At 58.9% G+C, this 19,773-nt stretch carries 22 protein-coding genes; 13 read left to right on the top strand and 9 right to left on the bottom strand.

Features of this window, described 5'->3' with window-relative positions:
* Nucleotides 1–58: 58 nt before the first annotated feature.
* The 3 genes from J3R80_RS11000 to arsC are packed head-to-tail and all read left to right on the top strand — an operon-like array spanning nt 59 to nt 1,796.
* Nucleotides 59–397: a DUF952 domain-containing protein gene (locus J3R80_RS11000; protein WP_275393823.1), complete on the top strand. Its 339-nt coding sequence runs from the start codon at nt 59–61 to the stop codon at nt 395–397.
* On the top strand, nt 394–1,458 hold the full coding sequence (locus J3R80_RS10995; RefSeq protein ID WP_275393929.1) for a quinone-dependent dihydroorotate dehydrogenase: 1,065 nt from the start codon (nt 394–396) through the stop codon (nt 1,456–1,458). Before J3R80_RS11000 ends, J3R80_RS10995 begins: the two co-directional genes overlap by 4 nt.
* Nucleotides 1,455–1,796 (top strand): arsenate reductase (glutaredoxin), encoded by a 342-nt coding sequence (gene arsC, locus J3R80_RS10990; protein ID WP_275393822.1) that lies wholly within the window; start codon nt 1,455–1,457, stop codon nt 1,794–1,796. Before J3R80_RS10995 ends, arsC begins: the two co-directional genes overlap by 4 nt.
* Here arsC and J3R80_RS10985 read toward each other — a convergent pair.
* The 3 genes from J3R80_RS10985 to J3R80_RS10975 are packed head-to-tail and all read right to left on the bottom strand — an operon-like array spanning nt 1,793 to nt 4,109.
* Complete coding sequence (locus tag J3R80_RS10985) at nt 1,793–3,109, bottom strand: MATE family efflux transporter (protein ID WP_275393821.1); 1,317 nt, start codon at nt 3,107–3,109, stop codon at nt 1,793–1,795. The two genes, arsC and J3R80_RS10985, sit on opposite strands and share 4 nt — an antisense overlap.
* Nucleotides 3,106–3,621 carry a PaaI family thioesterase gene (locus J3R80_RS10980; protein WP_275393820.1) on the bottom strand — a complete coding sequence of 172 codons (516 nt, stop codon included), beginning with the start codon at nt 3,619–3,621 and terminating at the stop codon, nt 3,106–3,108. The genes J3R80_RS10985 and J3R80_RS10980 overlap by 4 nt, the downstream gene beginning before the upstream one ends.
* Complete coding sequence (locus J3R80_RS10975) at nt 3,618–4,109, bottom strand: PaaI family thioesterase (protein ID WP_275393819.1); 492 nt, start codon at nt 4,107–4,109, stop codon at nt 3,618–3,620. Before J3R80_RS10975 ends, J3R80_RS10980 begins: the two co-directional genes overlap by 4 nt.
* Between J3R80_RS10975 and J3R80_RS10970 the strand changes: the two genes are divergently transcribed.
* From J3R80_RS10970 to J3R80_RS10935, 8 genes are all read left to right on the top strand, one after another.
* Nucleotides 4,102–4,542, top strand: a complete 441-nt coding sequence (locus J3R80_RS10970; protein WP_275393818.1) for a putative manganese transporter — start codon at nt 4,102–4,104, stop codon at nt 4,540–4,542. The two genes, J3R80_RS10975 and J3R80_RS10970, sit on opposite strands and share 8 nt — an antisense overlap.
* Nucleotides 4,543–4,634: 92 nt before the next feature.
* Nucleotides 4,635–5,003 carry a MerR family DNA-binding transcriptional regulator gene (locus J3R80_RS10965; protein ID WP_275393817.1) on the top strand — a complete coding sequence of 123 codons (369 nt, stop codon included), beginning with the start codon at nt 4,635–4,637 and terminating at the stop codon, nt 5,001–5,003.
* A 251-nt stretch (nt 5,004–5,254) separates the two neighbouring features.
* Nucleotides 5,255–5,644: a MerR family DNA-binding transcriptional regulator gene (locus J3R80_RS10960; protein ID WP_275393816.1), complete on the top strand. Its 390-nt coding sequence runs from the start codon at nt 5,255–5,257 to the stop codon at nt 5,642–5,644.
* Between the two features lie 23 nt (nt 5,645–5,667).
* A complete protein-coding gene (locus tag J3R80_RS10955) occupies nt 5,668–7,443 on the top strand; it encodes an acyl-CoA dehydrogenase C-terminal domain-containing protein (protein ID WP_275393815.1) in 1,776 nt (591 codons plus the stop codon).
* A gap of 27 nt (nt 7,444–7,470) precedes the next feature.
* Nucleotides 7,471–7,683 carry a hypothetical protein gene (locus J3R80_RS10950; RefSeq protein WP_091430943.1) on the top strand — a complete coding sequence of 71 codons (213 nt, stop codon included), beginning with the start codon at nt 7,471–7,473 and terminating at the stop codon, nt 7,681–7,683.
* Nucleotides 7,684–7,826: 143 nt separating this feature from the next.
* Nucleotides 7,827–8,462 carry a glutathione S-transferase family protein gene (locus J3R80_RS10945; RefSeq protein WP_275393814.1) on the top strand — a complete coding sequence of 212 codons (636 nt, stop codon included), beginning with the start codon at nt 7,827–7,829 and terminating at the stop codon, nt 8,460–8,462.
* 17 nt (nt 8,463–8,479) lie between these two features.
* Nucleotides 8,480–9,685, top strand: a complete 1,206-nt coding sequence (locus J3R80_RS10940) for an acetyl-CoA C-acetyltransferase (protein ID WP_275393813.1) — start codon at nt 8,480–8,482, stop codon at nt 9,683–9,685.
* A gap of 12 nt (nt 9,686–9,697) precedes the next feature.
* Complete coding sequence (locus J3R80_RS10935; protein WP_275393812.1) at nt 9,698–11,902, top strand: 3-hydroxyacyl-CoA dehydrogenase NAD-binding domain-containing protein; 2,205 nt, start codon at nt 9,698–9,700, stop codon at nt 11,900–11,902.
* Between the two features lie 51 nt (nt 11,903–11,953).
* On the opposite strand, the gene J3R80_RS10930 is transcribed toward J3R80_RS10935, so the two are convergent.
* Both J3R80_RS10930 and J3R80_RS10925 read right to left on the bottom strand, forming a co-directional pair.
* The gene (locus J3R80_RS10930; RefSeq protein WP_275393928.1) at nt 11,954–12,601 is read right to left on the bottom strand and encodes a sulfotransferase family 2 domain-containing protein; all 648 of its coding nucleotides are present in this window, start codon (nt 12,599–12,601) and stop codon (nt 11,954–11,956) included.
* A gap of 20 nt (nt 12,602–12,621) precedes the next feature.
* Complete coding sequence (locus J3R80_RS10925; RefSeq protein WP_275393811.1) at nt 12,622–13,527, bottom strand: DMT family transporter; 906 nt, start codon at nt 13,525–13,527, stop codon at nt 12,622–12,624.
* Nucleotides 13,528–13,645: 118 nt separating this feature from the next.
* Here J3R80_RS10925 and J3R80_RS10920 point away from each other — a divergent pair, with 118 nt between their 5' ends.
* Both J3R80_RS10920 and J3R80_RS10915 read left to right on the top strand, forming a co-directional pair.
* Nucleotides 13,646–15,289, top strand: coding sequence for an AMP-binding protein (locus tag J3R80_RS10920; RefSeq protein ID WP_275393810.1), 1,644 nt, complete (start codon nt 13,646–13,648; stop codon nt 15,287–15,289).
* A gap of 80 nt (nt 15,290–15,369) precedes the next feature.
* Nucleotides 15,370–16,386 carry a hypothetical protein gene (locus J3R80_RS10915; protein ID WP_275393809.1) on the top strand — a complete coding sequence of 339 codons (1,017 nt, stop codon included), beginning with the start codon at nt 15,370–15,372 and terminating at the stop codon, nt 16,384–16,386.
* 18 nt (nt 16,387–16,404) lie between these two features.
* On the opposite strand, the gene upp is transcribed toward J3R80_RS10915, so the two are convergent.
* From upp to J3R80_RS10895, 4 genes are read right to left on the bottom strand one after another with little or no spacing between them, the layout of a single operon-like run.
* Nucleotides 16,405–17,037 (bottom strand): uracil phosphoribosyltransferase, encoded by a 633-nt coding sequence (upp, locus tag J3R80_RS10910; RefSeq protein ID WP_275393808.1) that lies wholly within the window; start codon nt 17,035–17,037, stop codon nt 16,405–16,407.
* Nucleotides 17,030–18,022: an adenosine deaminase gene (locus J3R80_RS10905; protein ID WP_275393807.1), complete on the bottom strand. Its 993-nt coding sequence runs from the start codon at nt 18,020–18,022 to the stop codon at nt 17,030–17,032. Before J3R80_RS10905 ends, upp begins: the two co-directional genes overlap by 8 nt.
* Nucleotides 18,019–19,233 (bottom strand): phosphopentomutase, encoded by a 1,215-nt coding sequence (locus tag J3R80_RS10900; protein ID WP_275393805.1) that lies wholly within the window; start codon nt 19,231–19,233, stop codon nt 18,019–18,021. The genes J3R80_RS10905 and J3R80_RS10900 overlap by 4 nt, the downstream gene beginning before the upstream one ends.
* Nucleotides 19,230–19,622, bottom strand: a complete 393-nt coding sequence (locus J3R80_RS10895) for a cytidine deaminase (protein ID WP_343075824.1) — start codon at nt 19,620–19,622, stop codon at nt 19,230–19,232. Before J3R80_RS10895 ends, J3R80_RS10900 begins: the two co-directional genes overlap by 4 nt.
* Nucleotides 19,623–19,773: the final 151 nt, after the last annotated feature.

Genomic DNA, 19,773 nt, shown 5'->3' with positions numbered 1-19,773 from the left:
CGGCCTTGAAAACTTAACATGACTTGACGAAGTGCACCCTGCGCGTCACATGAGGGGCATGCAGATTTACAAACTTTTCCGCGCCGCAGAATGGCAGGCGTTCAAGGCGGCAGGCAAAACGATGGGGGCGCCCGTCGACCTGCAGGATGGCTTCATACACTTTTCAACCGCGGCTCAGGTTGCCGAAACCGCAACAAAGCACTTCGCGGGCGAAGACGGTTTGGTGCTGGTCGCCTTCGATTCCGGTGCCCTGGGCACCGCATTGAAGTGGGAGCCTTCGCGCGGCGGCGCCCTGTTTCCCCACCTTTATCGTGAACTCATGCTGTCCGAAGCACTGTGGCATCGCGCATTGCCACTGGGGCGCGACGGGCACGAATTTCCCGAGTGTCTTGCATGAACCTGATCGAGAAAATCGCGCTTAAAGTGCTGCATCAGATTGACCCGGAACGCTCGCATTCGCTGGCCCTGATGGCGATGAAGGCCGGTGTCGTGCCGATGCCGGGCATCGTGACAACAGACCGGCTGAAAACCACGTTTTGCGGGCTGGAGATGACGAACCCCATCGGGCTGGCCGCAGGTTATGACAAGAACGCGACGGTTGTTGACGCCCTGACCCAAGCGGGCTTTGGCTTTGTCGAAGTGGGCGCTGTCACCCCCCGACCGCAACCCGGCAACCCAAAGCCGCGCCTGTTTCGTCTGACCGAGGATCAGGCCGTGATCAACCGCTTTGGCTTCAACAACGAAGGGATGGAGGCCGCGGCTGCCCGTCTGACCCGTCGGTCACGTCGTCGCTCTGTACCGGTAGGACTGAACCTTGGGGCCAACAAGGACAGTGACGACCGCGCCGCCGATTACGTCCGCGTGTTTGAAACCTGTAGCCCCTTCGTCGATTTCGCCACGGTAAATGTCAGCTCGCCCAACACCGAAAAGCTGCGTGACCTCCAAGGGGCTGACGCATTGCGGGGCCTGTTGTCCGGCGTGCTTGCTGCGCGCGAAGGGCAAGACAAATACACGCCGGTCTTTCTGAAAATCGCGCCGGACCTGACCGATGCAGAACTGACCGAAGTGGCGGCTGTCGCAAATGAAGTGGAGGTCGATGCCATCATCGCCACCAACACCACCCTGTCCCGCGAGGGTCTGAAAAGCCGATATAAATCCGAAGCCGGAGGCCTGTCCGGCCCCCCGCTGTTTGAAAAGTCCACGCGCGTTTTGGCCCGCTTGTCGAAGTTAACTGACGGCACGATGCCGCTGATCGGGGTCGGCGGTATTGCCTCGGCGGAAGATGCGTATCAGAAAATTCGCGCGGGTGCGTCGATCGTGCAGCTTTATTCTGCGCTTGCTTACAAGGGGCTGAGCCTTGTGGAAGAGATTGCATTGGGGCTGGACGCGCTATTGGAGCGAGACGGGTTCGCTCATGTCGCGGATGCCGTCGGAACCGGACGAGAGGACTGGCTATGACCGAGATCTGGCACAACCCGCGCTGTTCGAAATCGCGACAGACACTGGCAATCCTTGAAGAGCGCGGCGAAAAAATCACCGTGCGCCGATATCTGGAGGATGCTCCCAACGCTGCCACGCTTCGGTCGGTTCTGGCTGCCCTCGATGTCACTCCCATTGCGATCATGCGGACGGGCGACAAGCTGTTCAAAGAACTTGGGTTGGCCAAGGACAGCCCTGACGATGCCCTGATCGCAGCCATGGTGGCGCACCCGATCCTGATCGAACGCCCCATCGTGATCAAAGACGGCAAGGCGCGGATCGGTCGACCACCGGAAAGCGTGATCGAGATCCTTTAAGAAGCTGTCTGTTCCAATGCAGGATAGCGCAGCCCGAGCGTGATACCGCGCGCGATGAACGAGATCAGTAATGCCAGCCACAGCCCGTGATTGCCGATAAGCGGCATCAGTGTCAGCACGGCAATGATATAGATTGCTGCGGACACCACCATCATGTTGCGCATGTCTGCTGTGCGGGTCGCGCCGATGAATATCCCGTCCAGCATCCAGGACGGCCAACCGACCAACGGGGCAACGACCATATAAATCAGAAACACCCGCGCTGCCGCACGCACATCTTCTGCGGTCGTCATCAGGTCGATGGCCACGCCGCCAAATACCAAGAACCCCAATGCCAAGACCACGGATATCCCCGCCCCCCACTGGCTGGACATGATCGCCGCACGACGAAGCCCGGCGCGGTTTCGTGCGCCCAGCGCTTGTCCGACAAAGGTCTCTGCACCGAAGGCAAACCCATCCATTGCGAAGGCCGTTACGTTCAGGAACTGAAGCAATATCTGGTTGGCGGCCAGTTCCACATCGGAAAAGCGTGCACCAAAGAACATAAAGCTCGTGAAGATCGCAGTCAGCAGCAGCGACCGGATCAGAATGTCGCTGTTCACAATGGCCATTCGCTTCAGGGTTTCGGCATCCAAAATCCGCGCACGATCACGCCATGCCGCATTGGCGAACACGTCCCGGCACAGCCACAAGGCAAAGGCTGCACCGCCGACCTCGGCGATCAGAGTCGCAACGGCAACCCCTTGGATCCCCCAACCCAGCCCCAAAACGAACCATATATCCAGAACGATGTTGATGCCGTTCATCGCAACTTGCAGGACAAGAATGGACCGTGTGCGCTCCAGTGCAATCAACCAGCCGCTAAAGGCGTTCAACGCGATGACAAACGGCGCACCCCACACCCGGATGGCCAGATAATCTCGTGCCATGTCCTCGACCTCGGCGGAAGCCGGGGCAAGTTTGAACGCAGCCCAGAACAGTGGGATTTGCAACACGATCAGGGCCAGCCCAGCAGTCACCGCGATCAATACCGCCCGTGTCAACATGGCCGATACCTCGCCCATGCGCCCCGCCCCATAGGCTTGCGCGGTCAAACCCGTGGTGCCCATGCGCAGGAAACCAAACACCCAATAGAAGGTCGAAATCACCACGGCCCCGATCCCCACCGCGCCAATCGGAGCAGCTTCACCCAACTGGCCGATCACGCCGGTATCCACGATGCCCAGAATGGGCACCGTCACATTGGACAGAACAATTGGCCCCGCGACCGCCAGGATACGGCGGTGGGTGATCTGCACCTTGCGCGTGGTCATTTACTGGGCATCAGGAAATGGCCGGTCGCCTGTGCGTAAAGCTTGTTACGATTGTCCTGCCATGCCTCGACATGCACCGAGGCATAGCGCCGCCCTTGTCGCACGATCCGCGCCCTTGCATAAGCGTCACGGGGCAGGCCCGAGCGAAGATAGTCAATTGAAAAGTCGATCGTCTTGGGCAGGTAAGGCAGGTTATCCGGCCCAAGCGTGCCGGGGTCCAGCTTCCCGGTCTCCATATCCTCCCACAGGGACACCCAACTGAGTTCGACCACCGCCGCCGTTTCCAAAAAGGCCGCTGTCACCCCACCGTGAATGGCGGGAAGCAACGGGTTGCCGATCAGCTTGTCCGAGAACGGCAAGACCGCGGTCAATTCATCCCCGTGACGCTCGACCGTGATGCCCAGAAAGCTAAGGTATGGTACACTTTCGACCAGCGCCGACAGGGCAGCATCGCGACGTTTCTTGACCACTTCAACAGGTTCCGGGCGTGGGCGCTTTGCTGTTCCACTCATGCCACGTCCCCCCCGCTGATTTCGGACGAGATTTCGGTCGAGCGCCGTTTCGGGTCCCCATCCGCAGAAAAGGCACCCGTTGCCGTCGCTACAGGACGGTTTTCATCTTCGTCCAGCGCGACCGCGCGCACGAAAGCGACCGAACGCGTGACATGATAGCAGGTTGCCCGCGCCGTAATTCTGTGACCAGGCGTGGCCGGACGCATATAGTCGATGCGCAGATCAATCGTCGCGGTGATCGCCGGAGCGTCGGGGTGGCTCATCACAGCCGACCCGCAGCAGGTATCCATCAGCGCCGACACCGCACCGCCATGAATCACCCCTGACCGCGGATCGCCGACAAAGCGGGGATCATAGGGCATAGACATCACCGCCTCGCCTTCCCCCAATTCATCAAGGGTCATGCCCAAAGCCCCACAATGCGGAATGGCTTCGGTAAATTTCCGAGCAATTTCAGCTTTTTTCTCGGGAGTCAGACCTTTGATCATCACAGGTTCCCTTTTTGCCGTGTCCCGTCTTTTATTGGCTGTCGCAAAAGGCACGTCCAGCCCCTACTTTCGCAATCAAGATTTATTCGCGACTTCAACAGCACCCATAACCGACGTCCATGCTCACGGCTCGGCCTTCACCGCCGCCACGCTTTTGATTTTCTGTGGCGCCGAGCGACTGTCCAACTTTGATATTGATGAAAGCCTGTCCAAGGCACAGGGGCGCACAAGTCTCGCGGGCAGCCCTCTAGGGCACGACACCAGACTGTGGCGGGGCTGTTGTAGCGACCCTAGCGACACTGATGGCGATGCCTTGTTCCCTGCGATTGCCCTGAACCCGAAAGCTGCGGTGATGGCGACACTTTATTCAAGCATCCTCGCCTTGATCGTAGCCTACGCATTCTTCGTTCTTGCCCCCGGCTTCATGAATTAAGTCAACCGACAAGGACAGGTGCTTCTACGCAATTGCGCCCCATGCCCCTGTCGATTACGCTGTGCCCCACACAGAATGGAAATGGGGCACCGATGACTGAAGACCGCCTGACCTTCAAGGAAATGTGCGCGAAGTTCGACGTAACGCCGCGCACGCTCAGATACTACGAGTATATCGAGCTACTGAGCCCCGAGAAGGAAGGCCGCGCCCGTTTTTATACCCCACGCGAAGTGGCGCGTATGACGCTGATTCTTCGCGGGCGTCGGTTTGGGTTTTCACTCGAAGAACTGCGGCAGTGGCTTTTGATCTATGATGAGAAAGGCACCGATGCACAAAACCGCGCGTGGGTTGAGCTTGCCGACCGGCAACTCGTTGACCTGCGCAGCCAGCATGAACAACTGGCGGAAAGCATCAAAGATCTTCAGAAACTGCGTGATGATGTGGCTCAAGCGTTGAGCTAGTACAGGCTGATTCTCCTTATTTCATTTGGGATTTGGCTTTTTTACTGCACGAACCCAGGATTTTCGCTGACCCTGCGGCACCCTGTTTTCTGTTGAAAACCATACCCTTGCGTCATGCAGGCAGATTTTCGACGTTACGTAACGACAAGAAAAGCTCTGACGCCACGTTACATTTACGTCAACGTAAACTTATATTGTATGACGTGCTGGTCAGACTACACGACCGGCGTCGGGTAAAGATTGGAGCTAGTATGACCGACGAACTTATGACCATTCGGCAAATGTGCGATGCCTTCGACGTCACCGCACGTACTTTGCGCTTTTACGAGGCGAAAGAGCTTATTGCGCCCATTCGTGAAGGCCAGAAGCGGCTGTTTACCAAGCGTGATCGTGCGCGACTGAAACTGATCCTGCGCGGCAAGCGTTTCGGCTTTTCGTTGGAAGAGATCCGGCAGCTGCTGGACCTTTACGATCGCGGCGATCAACAAAAGACGCAGTTGAAACGCACTTATGACGTGGCACAGGGCCATCTTGAGGACCTGAAACGCCAACGGGCTGAACTGGACGACGCCATCGACGATCTGACAAACCAGTTGCAATGGGTGAACGACAAGATCGCCTCACTCGACGATGAACAATAAGACCCAGGACAAGGACGACCTCTATGCCCAGCTATACCGCGCCGACCAAGGACATGGCCTTCCTTCTGCATGAAGTGCTTAAGGCGGACAAACTGAATATCCCCGGTTATGACGAACTGGAACCTGACTTCACAGGCGCGGTTCTGGAAGAAGCCGGCAAAGTGGCCAGCGAGGTTCTGGCCCCCCTGAACGTCGTGGGTGATCAGGAAGGCTGTCGGTTGGAAAACGGTGTCGTCTACACCCCCACCGGTTTCAAAGATGCGTTCGAGCAGATGAAAGAAGGTGGCTGGACCGGTCTGGACATGCCCGAAGAATTCGGTGGCCAGAACATGCCCGTCCTGCTGGGTACAGCAGTGGGCGAGATGTTCTCGGCTGCAAACCAGTCTTTCACAATGTATCAAGGTCTGACGCACGGCGCTGCTTCGGCGATCCTGGCGCATGGCACAGACGAACAGAAAGCGACCTATCTGCCCAAGATGATCAGCTGCGAATGGACGGGCACCATGAACCTGACCGAACCGCATTGCGGTACCGATCTGGGCCTGATGCGCACCAAGGCAGAACCGCAGGAGGATGGCAGCTATAAGGTCTCAGGCCAGAAGATTTTCATCTCGGCTGGCGACCACGACATGTCGGACAACGTCATCCACCTTGTGCTGGCGAAAATCCCCGGTGGCCCCGAAGGCATCAAGGGTGTTTCGTTGTTCATCGTGCCCAAGTTCAACGTGAACGAGGACGGCTCGGTCGGATCGCGCAACGGCGTTTCGGTTGGCAACATCGAACACAAGATGGGCATCCACGGCAACTCGACCTGCGTCATGAACTATGACGAGGCGACCGGATACCTGCTGGGCACCGAACACAAAGGCATGCGCGCCATGTTCACCATGATGAACGAGGCGCGTCTGGGCGTGGCAATGCAAGGTCTGGCACAAGCCGAGGCCGCGTATCAGAACGCCGTCATCTATGCCAAGGACCGTCTGCAAGGGCGTGACGTAACGGGCGTGAAAAACCCGGACGGCCCCGCCGATCCGTTGATCGTGCACCCCGATATCCGCCGCTCGCTGATGGATCAGAAAAGCTTCATTGAAGGCGCACGTGGCTTCCTGCTCTGGGGCGCTCAGCTGATCGACCAGGCACATCGCTCGGAAGACAAGGACGCAGATGGCCTGATCAGCCTGATGACCCCGGTTCTGAAAGGCTTCCTGACCGATCAGGGCTTTGACATGACCGTGCTGGCTCAGCAAATCTATGGCGGTCACGGTTATATCGAAGAACATGGCATGAGCCAGTTTGTCCGCGACGCCCGCATTGCGCAGATATACGAAGGTGCGAATGGTGTGCAGGCGCTCGACCTGGTTGGTCGTAAGTTGGCCGCAGACGGCGGCAAACACGTGATGGCCTTCTTCGAGTTGATCAAAGCCTATTGCAAGGAACACAGTGAAGACGATGCGATGAAGGATTTCATCGACCCCTTGAAAACCGCGTCGAAACACCTGCAGGCCGCGTCAATGTTCTTCATGCAAAACGGCATGAAGAACCCGAACCACGCGCTGGCGGGCAGCTATGATTTCATGCACCTGTTTGGCCATGTCTGCCTGGGCTACGCTTGGGCGCAGCAATCCCGTGCTGCGTTGGACGCCCTTGCAAATGGCGCATCTGACGCCACGTTCTATGAGACCAAGCTGACCACGGCGCGTTACTATATGGCACGCCGCTTGCCCGCGACCGGTATGCATCTGGCCCGCATCGAAAGCGGTGCAGACACCGTGATGGGTTTGGACGCCGACGCATTCTAAGCCGGGCAAATCAAGCAAGGAGACATCATGCCGAAACGTTTCAAACTGACCCGCCGTTTCCCCTGTGCAATGACAGAGGATGGCTATCGTCGGCTCAGGCGTTTCGCGAAAGAGGCGGGGCTTGACGAAGGTGAAGCCCTGTCCTTCCTCTTTGAACATTTCGACAGCGTGACGGACCATGAAAACCTGACGGCTCGATTACGGCTGTTTAATTCGGAACTTGATGCACGCAAACGCTAACCATACCGCCGGAGGCACGAGTTGAAGCCTCCGGCGGGGATATTTTCGACAAGAAAAAGCAGGCACGGTTTTTTCTTGTCCGAAGTATCCCGGGGGTCTGGGGGCAGCGCCCCCAGCTACGGAACATCGACAAGGAGGACCGGATGACGATCAAACTCTATTGCTTCGGCGAAAGCGGCAACGCTTATAAGGCTGCTCTGACGCTGGAGTTGTCGGGCCTTGAATGGGAACCGGTCTTCGTCAATTTTTTCAACGGCGAGAGCCGCAGCCCAGAGTTTCGCGACCTGAACCCGATGGGCGAGATCCCGGTTATGATTGACGGCGATGTCACCCTGTCGCAATCAGGCGTCGTTCAGGATTATGTATCCTCGAAATCCGGCAAACTGGGCGGCACCAGCGCCGCTGAACGCCGCGAGATTCTGCGCTGGCAGTTCTGGGACAATCACAAATTGTCTTCTGTTGCGGGAAACACCCGTTTTTTGATGAACTTCGTGCCCGAAGATAAGCGACCAGTCGAGGTGATCGCCTTCAATCAGGCCCGCCTGAAAAGCGCCTACAAGGTTCTTGAAGGCGAGCTTACACAACGGGACTGGCTGGTCGGTGAGGCCATCACCATCGCCGACATCTCGTGCTGCGGATACCTTTTTTATCCTGAACCCTTCGGCTTTGACCGCGCCGAATGGCCCGCAATTGACGCCTGGCTGACCCGGATTTCCGAGACGCCCGGCTGGAAACACCCCTATGACCTGATGCCCGGTTCCCTTCCGGACCGCGCGTGATTTCGAAAGGACGAATGATGACCGACGCCTATATCTATGACGCCGTGCGCACCCCGCGCGGCAAGGGCAAGAAAGACGGAACGCTGCACGAAGTGACAGCGGTGCGCCTGTCCTCTGTGGCTTTGAACGCGCTGAAAGAGCGCAACAATCTGGACGGTCATGCCGTCGAGGATGTGATCTGGGGCAACGTGACCCAGGTTGGCGAACAAGGTGCCTGTCTGGCCCGCTCCGCCGTGCTCTACTCCGATCTGGACGAGCGTATCCCCGGCGTCTCGATCAACCGTTTCTGCGCCTCGGGCCTGGAAGCCGTGAACATGGCCGCGAACCAGGTGAAGGGCGGCGCCGGTGAAGCCTACATCGCCGGTGGTGTGGAAAGCATGAGCCGCGTGCCCATGGGTATGGACGGTGGCGCGATTGCCGCTGACCCCCATCTGGCCATGAAGGCTTACTTCGTGCCGCAGGGTATCTCGGCCGACATCATCGCGACCGAGTACGGCTTTAGCCGCGATGACTGCGACGCCTATGCGGTCGAAAGCCAGAAACGCGCCGCTGCTGCGCGTGCCGATGGCCGCTTCAAATCGATCGTCCCCGTCACCGACCAAAACGGCCTGACCGTGATGGATCAGGACGAGATGATCCGCGAAACCACCATGCAGACGCTGGGCGGCCTGAACCCTTCGTTCAAAGCGATGGGCGAAGCGATGCCTGGCTTCGACGCTGTGGCCCTGTTGAAATACCCGCATCTTGAGCGCATCAATCATGTGCACCACGCTGGTAACTCGTCGGGCATCGCAGACGGCTCGGCCGCTGTGCTGATCGGCAACAAAGAGTTCGGCGAACGTCACGGATTGAAACCCCGCGCGCGCGTCAAGGCGACCTCGAAAGTGGGCACTGATCCGACGATCATGCTGACCGGCCCGGTCCCCGCGACCGAACGCGTTCTGCAAGCCGCTGGCATGTCGTTTGGCGACATCGACCTGTTCGAAGTCAACGAAGCCTTCGCATCCGTCGTTCTGCGCTTCATCCAAGCCTTTGACGCTGACACTAACAAGGTGAACGTCAACGGCGGCGCGATTGCCATGGGCCACCCGCTGGGCGGCACTGGCGCGATGATCCTTGGCGCCCTGCTGGATGAAATGGAGCGCTCGGACAAGGAAACCGGTCTGGCCACGCTCTGCATCGGCTCGGGCATGGGTGCCGCCACCATTCTGGAACGCGTGTAAGGAGACGTAAACATGGCTGATTTCAACTATTCCGTTGACGCCGACGGCGTCGCCACCATCGCTTGGGATGTTCCCGGCAAATCCATGAACGTGCTGTCCTATGCGGCGCTTGAAGAACTCAATGCGCATGTCGACACGGTGCTGTCCGACGACAACGTGAAGGGTGCAATCATCACCTCGGCGAAGAAAGACTTCGCGGGCGGGATGGACCTGAACGTGATCGCTCAGATGAAATCCGACGCGGGCGACAACCCGGCACAGGGTCTGTTTGACGGCATCATGTCGATGCACGGCGTGCTGCGCAAAATCGAGCGCGCGGGCATGGACCCCAAAACCAACAAAGGCGGCAAACCGATTGTCGCCGCCCTGCCCGGCATCGCGCTTGGCATCGGTCTGGAGATCCCGCTGGCCTGTCACCGCATCATCGCGGCAGACAACCCGAAGGCCAAAATCGGCCTGCCGGAAATCATGGTTGGCATCTTCCCCGGCGCAGGCGGCACCACCCGTCTGGTGCGCAAGATGGGCGCAATGGCGGCCGCCCCCTTCCTGCTGGAAGGCAAAACCGTGTCGCCCGACAAAGCCAAAGCGGCTGGCCTGATTGACGAGGTTGTTCCGGCAGAGGACCTGCAAGCCCGCGCGAAAGAATGGGTTCTGAACGCCACCGATGCGGACATCGTGAAACCGTGGGACGCAAAGGGCTACAAAATGCCCGGCGGCGCGCCCTATCACCCCGCTGGTTTCCAGACCTTTGTTGGCGCGGCCGTGATGATCCATGGCAAGACCAATGGCGTCTATCCGGCGGCAAAAGCCCTGCTGGCGGCTGTCTATGAAGGCGCAATGGTGCCGTTTGATGATGCACTCCGCGTGGAATGCCGCTGGTTCGTCAATGTGCTGATGAACCCGTCGTCCAGCGCCATGATCCGCTCGCTCTTCATCAACAAACAGGCGCTTGAAAAAGGCGCTGTGCGTCCGAAAGACGTCGATGATCAGTCGGTCAAGAAGGTCGGCGTTCTGGGTGCAGGCATGATGGGCGCTGGCATCGCGCTGGTATCCGCCATGGCTGGCATGGAGGTCGTTCTGATCGACCAGACGCAAGAGGCCGCAGACCGCGGTAAGGCCTATTCGGAAAGCTATCTGGACAAGGGCATCGCCCGCAAGAAAGCCACGCCCGAGAAGAAAGAGGCCGTTCTGTCGGCGATCACCGCCACCACCGATCTGGAGGCCCTGAAAGGTGCCGATCTGATCATTGAAGCCGTGTTTGAAGACGTGGGTGTGAAAGCCGAGATGACCAAAAAGGTCGAGGCCGTGGTTGGCCCCGATTGCATCTTCGCCACCAACACCTCGACCCTGCCAATCACCGAGCTGGCCAAGGCGTCTGAACGTCCCGAGCAGTTCATCGGCATCCACTTCTTCAGCCCTGTCGAACGCATGATGCTGGTCGAGATCATCAAGGGCAAAGAAACCGGCCCGCGTGCTGTGGCCAAGGCGCTCGACTATGTGCGCCAGATCCGCAAGACGCCGATCGTGGTCAACGACGCGCGCTTCTTCTACTGCAACCGTTGCATCATTCCCTACATCAACGAAGGGATGCGCATGGTTGGCGAGGGCGTCAGCCCCGCGCTGGTCGAAGGTGCTGCAAAACTGCTGGGCTTCCCGGTTGGACCGCTGCAACTGGTCGACGAAACCTCGATTGATCTGGGCGTGAAGATCGCCAAGGCGACCAAGGCCGCGATGGGCGACGCCTATCCGGACGACGCTGTCGATGACATCATCTTCTGGATGGCCGACGAAGGTCGCATGGGCCGCAAGTCGAACGCGGGCTTCTATGACTACGACGAGAAGGGCAAGCGCACCGGCTTGTGGGAAGGGCTTGGCGACAAGTTCCCGCTGGCGGATGACCAGCCTGACCTGACCGAAGTCAAACATCGTCTGATGATGGCACAGGTTCTGGAAGCCGTCCGTGCGCTTGAAGAAGGCGTGCTGGAAGACATCCGCGAAGGCGACGTGGGCGCGATCCTGGCGTGGGGCTTTGCGCCGTGGTCGGGCGGTCCGTTCAGCTGGCTGGACATGATCGGCGCTGGCAAAGCGGTCGAGATCTGCGACGGCCTGACAGACGCCCACGGCGCGCGGTTCACAACGCCCGCCCTGCTGCGGGATCTGGCGGACAAAGGCGAGACCTTCTATGGCCGCTTCGACACGGCAGCAGACGCAGCCTGATACCGCCGCATCCAACATGACAAGAAGGCCCGGGCAATCGCTCGGGCCTTTTTAGAATGTGTATGAAAATCTCTGGATGTCCTTGGCGCAAATATCAGCAACAAGTGCTGCATCGCCATCGGAATAATAGCTGCGGTAATCGGCGCGGCGGTCAGACTTGTTTTCGTGAGGCATCGGACCAAGCGTAAAACCCAGATGTTCTTCGAACGGGGCAAGATCGGCGGGCAATTCTTCGGTCCGGGCAAACAGATCACAATGTTCCCGGCCACTCTGATCCAGAACGTAGCTTTCAATCGGCGAAGCGACGAAACTGTCAATCGTGTGCTGATGGTTCAGAAACTCGGAAAACGTCAGAGCATGCGCAAGATCAACTGCCGGATGATCGAAATGCTGCGCCTTGAGCCAATGATAGTAGCTGACCAGCCTGTCCCACGGGTTTCGCACCAGTGTCACGATGAAATAATCCTCGATCTGGTCCTGCGTCACGAGGCCGTAAATGTCGCGCAGCTTTGAATGCTTCCAAAGCCGACCAGAGGACTGAACATGTTTCATGCGTCTGCGCCGCCGAACCGCTTTCGGGGTATCACCCAGCATGATGTCGTCTTTCATCGCCCGCGCCTCAAGCGCTAGGGCAAGAGAGGTTCCGCCGGTTTTTGGCGGGTGTATGAAAATATAGCGACGCCCGTGCGAGATGATCATGCCCTGACCATAGCTTGGTTTCAAACGGCGCGCGAGCGTAAGGAAATGATCGCGCCTGAGACAATGATCAAAGCCATCCCCACAACCGCGCGGGCGGGGACCGGGTCGCCAAACAGCACAAGGCTCCACCCCGCCGCGAATGGCAGAAGAAGATACTCATAGATCGCCACCTGTGCTGCGTCGCCCATCTGGTAGCCTTTGAAAATCAGACCGACTGCGATCAAAGACCCCACCGCCTGCATAACCGTCAGCCCCCAACCCATCGGCGTGGGCCAGACCATGCCGCGCACGATGAACCCTTCGGGCCCGGGGGGCACTTCATGCACCCACATCGTCATGACGACGGAACCCATAAGACCAAACAACCCCAACGCAAGAAAGAAATACAGCAGCATGGACAAGGCGCTTTCACCTTCGCACCATTGGCGCGTGGCGATCCCTCCGATGGCATAGAAGAATCCGGCTGCCACGGGAACAAAGGCGACGGGATCAAGGCCGTTTGCAAACGGGTCCAGCACGATCAACACGCCCACAAATCCCACCACCGCGGCGCTGATCCGCGTCACACCCACCGGCTGACCAAGAAACAGGGCGCCGATCAGCAGCACCCAGATCGGCGCGGTGAACAGCCCGGCTGCGACCTGTCCGATGGGAAGGAAGGCCAGACAGCCGAAGTAAATCAGCATCGCGACAGCCGCGAAACCACCCCGAACCATCACGGCCCAATGGCGGATGGGTTTCAGCCGAGCCCGGCCCGCCAATGACAGAAGCAAAAGAAGGCCGACGGCCATCGTCGCACGCATCAGGTGAAACTGCCAAAGGCCAAGGTCACGCGCGATCAACGCAACGAAATTGTCAAAGAACCCCAGAAGGAACATCGACAGACCGATTGTTCCTGCCGCCGCAAGCGTTCGATCGCCAGCCATGTCGCTTTCCGCCCTTTGTTCATGTGTCGCGAGCATTGACCACACGGGTATCGTTCTGGTCTGCTCGTAAAACGACATACACGAGTGAATTGTCGCAGCAAGACAGGGAGGAACACCGATGGGTTGGATGGCTGACGAAACCGGGTTGGACAAATGCGCGGCAAATTTTGTGCCCCTGACGCCTTTGTCGCATCTCAGACGCGCGGCACGGGTGTTTCCAAAGCGCGAGGCGTTGGTTTATGGCGAACGTCGGCTGACCTATGCGCAGTATCACGCACGGGTGACACAGTTGGCTTCGGCGCTGGCAGGCCGGGGGATCAAACCGGGTGACGTGATTGCCACGCTCCTGCCCAACACGCTGCCCCATGTGGAAGCCAGCTTTGGCATCCCGGCCTGCGGTGCGGTGTTGAACACGATCAACACGCGGCTGGATGTGGACACGGTGGCCTATATCCTTGCCCATGGTGAAGCCCGTGCCGTGCTGGTCGACACCCAGCTTCTGCCGCTGGCAGAACAGGCGATCAGCCAACTGACCGATCAGGGCAACCCTGCCCCCTTGATTGTCGAGGTCGCCGACCCGGCAGCAGGTTTCCCCGCCATTGGAAACCATCTGGAATACGAAGACCTGCTGACCGAAGGCGACGCTGGTTTCGACTGGATCATGCCGCAGGACGAATGGGAAAGCCTTGCCCTGAATTACACCTCGGGCACAACCGGGCGGCCCAAGGGTGTCGTCTGCCACCATCGTGGGGCTTACCTGATGACAATGGGCACGCCGATCAGTTGGGGGATGACGCTTTATCCGCGCTATCTGACCATTGTGCCTTTGTTTCACTGCAACAACTGGAACCATTCATGGATGATCCCGGCGCTTGGTGGCACCGTGGTTTGTTGTCGCGACATCACCGCCAAAGCAATCTATGACGCGATTGCGGATGACGGCGTGACCCATTTCGGCGGCGCCCCCATCGTGCTGAACATGATCGTGAATGCGCCCGACAAGGATCGCCGCGACTTTGACCACACGGTCGAGGTGTTCACCGCAGGGGCCCCGCCAGCTGCCGCCACCTTGGCCGCGATTGAGCCGCTGGGCTTCAACGTCATGCAGGTTTATGGCCTGACCGAAACATATGGACACGTCACCGAATGTCTGTGGAACGGCCCTGACTGGGACACGCTTTCGCAGGACGACAAGGCGTCCATGAAGGCACGCACCGGCGTCGCCATGCCGCAGATGGAAGACATCACGGTTCTGGACCCGGAAACGATGACCCAAGTGCCGATGGACGGCGAAATGATCGGCGAGATTATGATCCGTGGCAATTCGGTCATGAAAGGTTATCTGAAAAACCCCGACGCCACGCGCGAGGCGTTCATGGGTGGTTACTTTCATTCCGGCGACATCGCGCATCAAACGCCGGACGGCTATATCCGCATCACAGACCGTGCCAAGGACATCATCATCTCGGGCGGTGAAAATGTCAGTTCGGTCGAGGTCGAGGGTGCGTTAATGCACCATCCTGCCGTCAGCCTCTGCGCCGTCGTCGCCAAACCTGATGACAAATGGGGAGAAGTGCCCTGCGCTTTTGTAGAGCTCAAAGACGGTGCACATGCGACCGAAGAAGAGCTGATCGCTTTCGTTCGCAGCCGTCTGGCTGGGTTTAAAACGCCCAAGATGATCGAGTTTTGCGAGTTGCCCAAAACCTCGACCGGGAAAATCCAGAAGTTCGAATTGCGTGATCGTCTGCGGAACGCGTCCTGACCCACCTCGTGCATTGCCCCAACGACGGCAACGGACTATTCTTTTGGTAACGATAACGAGCAGACGGACCCGTCCGACACATGACGGCCCTCACGAAATATCAACGGCTGGAGGCAGCCGGGTTGTGGCGCGGCGCCCCCGACGCCCAACGCCGGGATGTGATCGTGTCGCTGGGGGATGCCACGCTGACGATCTCGGACACCCATGATACGGCCCTGACCCATTGGTCCCTACCTGCTGTGATCCGGATGAACCCGTCCGAGCGCCCGGCGCTTTTTACACCGGGTGAAGATGCCACCGAAGAGCTTGAGATAAACGACGACACCATGATCCGGGCGATCGAGAAGGTGCGCAGGGTTGTGGAACGCCGCCGCCCCCATCCAGGCCGCCTGCGCCATTGGATTACCGCCGGATTGTTTTGCCTGCTGCTCGCGCTTTGCGTGTTCTGGATGCCCGGTGCACTTCGCGGTTACACCGTATCCGTGGTGCCGGAGCCAACACGGGATGCCATCGGGCAACGCATACTGAACCGGATCGGCAGGGTGGCGGGTCAACAATGCGATGGGCGCAACGGACAGGGCGCGTTGGATCGCTTGAAAAACCGTGTTCTGGATGGATCAACGACCCGCGTGATCGTTTTGTCTGGTGGGGTACAGACCGCAACGCATCTGCCGGGACAAATCACCCTTCTAAATCGCGCGCTGATCGAAGATTACGAGGAACCCGATGTGGTCGCAGGCTTCCTTCTGGCCGAGGACATGCGCCGCCAAAACACTGACCCGATGAAAGCCTTGCTGGAACATGCCGGGTTAAAAGCGACGGCCCAGCTTTTGACGACGGGCGATTTGCCCGACAGCGTGATCGACAATTATGCCGAAGACCTGCTGACCGCGGCGCCGGCCGTGCTGAGCCATGCCGCACTGTTGGCGCGCTTTGAAAAGGCAGGGATACGATCCACGCCCTATGCCTATGCGCTGGACCTGACCGGCGAAACCACGCTTGAGTTGATCGAGGCTGATCCGGTGCCCCTGGCAGACGCGACGCCCTTGTTGACTGATGCCAACTGGGTGCGTCTGCAAGGCATCTGTGGCGAATAGCCCCCCCAAGCGCCCGACTTACTTCGTTCCGAACATCCGATCGCCAGCGTCACCAAGGCCGGGAACGATATAGCCTTTGTCGTTCAGCTTTTCGTCCAGTGCGGCGGTGATAATCGGCACATCGGGGTGCGCCTCTTTCATCCGGGCCACACCTTCGGGGGCGGCCAAAAGACACATGAAACGAATGTCCCGTGCACCTGCCTTTTTCAGCAGATCAATCGCGGCGGCCGAGCTGTTTCCGGTGGCCAACATCGGGTCAACCGCGATGACCAAACGGTCTTCCAACGCCTCGGGCACCTTGAAATAATACTGCACGGGCTCCAGTGTTTCTTCGTCGCGATACAGCCCGACAAACCCAACGCGGGCGGACGGAATCAACTCAAGCACACCATCCAGCAGCCCGTTGCCGGCCCGCAGGATCGACACCAGTGCCAGCTTGCGCCCCGCCAGAACCGGAGCATCCATTTCCTGCATCGGTGTCTTGATACGCTGTGTTTCCATCGGCAATTCACGCGTCACTTCATAGGCCAAAAGTTGGCTGATCTCGCGCAGAAGTTGGCGAAAATGATTGGTCGGCGTTGTCTCGTCGCGCATCAGGGTCAGCTTGTGCTGGAGCAACGGGTGCTTCACGACGGTCAGATGTTCATACATCCTGGGCCTCCACTATCTTGCGCACGCGGTCGCGCGTGGCCTCATCACAAAATGCCGCCTCGGTGGCGGTCAGGTTCACGGCTTTGAAATCCGCCGCATCCCAGCCGAACTGGCGCGACAGGTTTTCATATTCTTGCACCATATCCGTGCGGAAAAACGGCGGATCGTCGGTGGACACGGTGACCTTCACACCCTGGTCACGCAACTTGGCAATGGGATGCGCGGCGAGGTCTGGATAAACGCCCAGAAAGACATTGGAACCGGGGCAAACCTCTAGCGTAATGTCATCTTCGATCAGGCGATTGACCAAAGCGGGATCCTCGATCGCGCGCACACCGTGGCCGATCCGTTCAATCTTAAGATCATCCAAAGCCGCCCGCACTTCGTCCGGACCATTCCATTCGCCTGCGTGGGTCGTCAGTTTCAATCCCGCTTCGCGCGCCATATCAAACGCATAGGCAAAATCACCTTGCTTGCCTGATTTCTCGTCACCACCCATACCGAACCCGGTGATGAAGTCGCCCGCAGTTTCCTGCGCACAGCGCGCGGCCTCGTGCGCGGCATCGGGGCCGAAATGGCGCACGGCAGTCACAATCCCGCGCAGGATGATTCCCCGGTCGCGCTCTACCTCGGCTGCCGCATCCTGTATGGCGGCAAGATAGTCGCGCCAAGCGATCACATCCCGCCCACCGCAGAAATCTGGCGAGATGAAAGTCTCAAGATATACGACGCCAGCATCGGCGCTGTTTTCAAGCACCGCACGGGTCAGGCGAGCATAATCACTCGGACTTTTCAAAACCGAGGTCGCAGCTTCATAGACTTCAAGAAAGTGCCAGAAGTCGCGATAGGCATAACCGCCGTCCGCCTCGAAGATGCCCGACAGATCGACGCTTTTTTCCTTCGCCAAACCGCGAATGAAATCTGGCGGAGCCGCACCTTCGATATGGGTGTGCAGTTCGACCTTTGGCATTGCTGTGTAATTCATAGAAACGATTTCCCCGCCCCGTGATCCTTTAGTCCGAGATGTGCAGCGACTGATGCCCCAATGTCCGAGAAACCGCAAATGCCTATTTCTTTCAGACCAAGCCCCGCCCCGATCACCGGCACGCGTTCACGGGTGTGGTCCGTGCCGACCCATGTCGGATCGTTACCGTGGTCAGCCGTGAAGATCAGCAGGTCGCCATCACGCATCTTGTCGAACAAGCGCGGCAATTCGGCGTCGAACCACTCCAACGCGCGGGCATAGCCCGATACATCGCGGCGATGCCCGTATTTCGAGTCGAACTCGACAAAGTTGGCGAACACAAGATCACCGTCCTGCGCCGTATCCATTGACGCCACCAGATGCTCCATCAATTCGGCGTCGGCCCCCTTTTTCAGGGTATCAATCCCCCGATGGGCGAATATGTCGCCAATCTTGCCGATCGCATGAACCTTGCGTCCTGCGTCATGCACCCAGTCGCACAAGGTCGGGCTGGGTGGCGTCATTGCGAAATCGCGGCGGTTGGTGGTGCGCTTGAAACCCTCGGCCTCGGTCCCGACGAAGGGGCGCGCGATTGCGCGACCGATCTGCATCTTGTGCACTTCGGGCGCGATGGCAGCACAGAGGTCAATCAACCGGTCAAGACCAAATGCTTCCTCATGCGCGGCGATCTGGATCACGCTATCGACCGAGGTATAGACAATCGGCCAACCCGTGCGCATGTGTTCAGCCCCCAATTCATCAAGAATCGCGGTGCCAGAAGCGTGTTTGTTGCCCAAAACTCCATCCACGCCCGCGATTTCGCAGATCCTGCGCGTCAACTCTTCTGGAAAGGCGGGTTGGGTGTCCGGAAAATAACCCCAGTCCCACGGCACGGGCACACCGGCGATTTCCCAATGACCGGACGGCGTATCCTTGCCCTTCGATATCTCCTCAGCCGCGCCCCACAGGCCTTGTGGTTTGGCATCCAGCCCCGGTGTATCATCGCCCGAGGCCAATCGGATCGCAGCGCCCAGACCCAGCCCATCAAGATTGGGCATTTTCAACGGCCCGGATCGCCCGTCGGTGGCCCGGCCATCTGCGCAGGCCTGCGCGATGTGAGCCAGCGTGTTCGAACCAGTGTCCGGCACGGTCTTGTCATTGACAAACGCGTGCGCATCAGGCGCACCGCCACATCCGGCACTGTCCAGAACGATCAGGAAGGCTCGTGTCATGTATTCTCCATATGCTCGGTGCCGAAAGCGCCCGGCAGCAACTCTGCCATGGTCATGGTCAGGCTTTCGCCACCCAGCGTCATCATTGTGATGGTGGCATCTGCATCCCCAAACTCGGCAAGTTTTTGTCGGCATCCACCGCAGGGTGTGACCGGCAACGGCGCATCGGCAATCACGACTGCCTCAACCACCTTGTGGTCCCCCGCCACGACCATGGCTGCGATCGCCCCGGCTTCGGCGCAGGTGCCTTCGGGATAGGCCACATTCTCGACATTGCACCCAGCATACACCGCCCCGGACGCACAACGCAGCGCCGCGCCAACCTTGAAGTTCGAATAAGGCGCATAGGCATTTTCACGAGCGGTTTTGGCAGCCTCCAATAGCGACATCGGACCTCCTGTACGGTGATGGTAAGGACATTCAACCAAGGTGGCGCGGAGCGACGTCGGATGCAAGGCCAAACCGTGCCGAGTTGACGCGCCCGCCAATACCTGCGCTAACCTATGATTGCGCAAGCAGGCTTGATTGCGCGCGGTTGCC

The organism is Aliiroseovarius sp. Z3 (assembly GCF_029105185.1).
Lineage (GTDB): Bacteria > Pseudomonadota > Alphaproteobacteria > Rhodobacterales > Rhodobacteraceae > Aliiroseovarius.
This window is presented reverse-complemented; position numbering and strand designations above follow the sequence as displayed.

Excerpts from the sequence above, each read along its gene's own strand:
- upp (WP_275393808.1), bottom strand. The coding sequence starts at position 17,037 with ATGTATGAACATCTGACCGTCGTGAAGCACCCGTTGCTCCAGCACAAG.
- J3R80_RS10995 (WP_275393929.1), top strand. The coding sequence starts at position 394 with ATGAACCTGATCGAGAAAATCGCGCTTAAAGTGCTGCATCAGATTGAC.
- J3R80_RS10935 (WP_275393812.1), top strand. The coding sequence starts at position 9,698 with ATGGCTGATTTCAACTATTCCGTTGACGCCGACGGCGTCGCCACCATC.
- J3R80_RS10930 (WP_275393928.1), bottom strand. The coding sequence starts at position 12,601 with ATGATCATCTCGCACGGGCGTCGCTATATTTTCATACACCCGCCAAAA.
- J3R80_RS10925 (WP_275393811.1), bottom strand. The coding sequence starts at position 13,527 with ATGGCTGGCGATCGAACGCTTGCGGCGGCAGGAACAATCGGTCTGTCG.
- J3R80_RS10895 (WP_343075824.1), bottom strand. The coding sequence starts at position 19,622 with ATGTCGCTATTGGAGGCTGCCAAAACCGCTCGTGAAAATGCCTATGCG.
- J3R80_RS10975 (WP_275393819.1), bottom strand. The coding sequence starts at position 4,109 with ATGATCAAAGGTCTGACTCCCGAGAAAAAAGCTGAAATTGCTCGGAAA.
- J3R80_RS10915 (WP_275393809.1), top strand. The coding sequence starts at position 15,370 with ATGACGGCCCTCACGAAATATCAACGGCTGGAGGCAGCCGGGTTGTGG.
- J3R80_RS10955 (WP_275393815.1), top strand. The coding sequence starts at position 5,668 with ATGCCCAGCTATACCGCGCCGACCAAGGACATGGCCTTCCTTCTGCAT.
- J3R80_RS10900 (WP_275393805.1), bottom strand. The coding sequence starts at position 19,233 with ATGACACGAGCCTTCCTGATCGTTCTGGACAGTGCCGGATGTGGCGGT.
- arsC (WP_275393822.1), top strand. The coding sequence starts at position 1,455 with ATGACCGAGATCTGGCACAACCCGCGCTGTTCGAAATCGCGACAGACA.
- J3R80_RS10945 (WP_275393814.1), top strand. The coding sequence starts at position 7,827 with ATGACGATCAAACTCTATTGCTTCGGCGAAAGCGGCAACGCTTATAAG.
- J3R80_RS10920 (WP_275393810.1), top strand. The coding sequence starts at position 13,646 with ATGGGTTGGATGGCTGACGAAACCGGGTTGGACAAATGCGCGGCAAAT.
- J3R80_RS10905 (WP_275393807.1), bottom strand. The coding sequence starts at position 18,022 with ATGAATTACACAGCAATGCCAAAGGTCGAACTGCACACCCATATCGAA.
- J3R80_RS10985 (WP_275393821.1), bottom strand. The coding sequence starts at position 3,109 with ATGACCACGCGCAAGGTGCAGATCACCCACCGCCGTATCCTGGCGGTC.
- J3R80_RS10965 (WP_275393817.1), top strand. The coding sequence starts at position 4,635 with ATGACTGAAGACCGCCTGACCTTCAAGGAAATGTGCGCGAAGTTCGAC.
- J3R80_RS10940 (WP_275393813.1), top strand. The coding sequence starts at position 8,480 with ATGACCGACGCCTATATCTATGACGCCGTGCGCACCCCGCGCGGCAAG.
- J3R80_RS10980 (WP_275393820.1), bottom strand. The coding sequence starts at position 3,621 with ATGAGTGGAACAGCAAAGCGCCCACGCCCGGAACCTGTTGAAGTGGTC.
- J3R80_RS10950 (WP_091430943.1), top strand. The coding sequence starts at position 7,471 with ATGCCGAAACGTTTCAAACTGACCCGCCGTTTCCCCTGTGCAATGACA.
- J3R80_RS10960 (WP_275393816.1), top strand. The coding sequence starts at position 5,255 with ATGACCGACGAACTTATGACCATTCGGCAAATGTGCGATGCCTTCGAC.
- J3R80_RS11000 (WP_275393823.1), top strand. The coding sequence starts at position 59 with ATGCAGATTTACAAACTTTTCCGCGCCGCAGAATGGCAGGCGTTCAAG.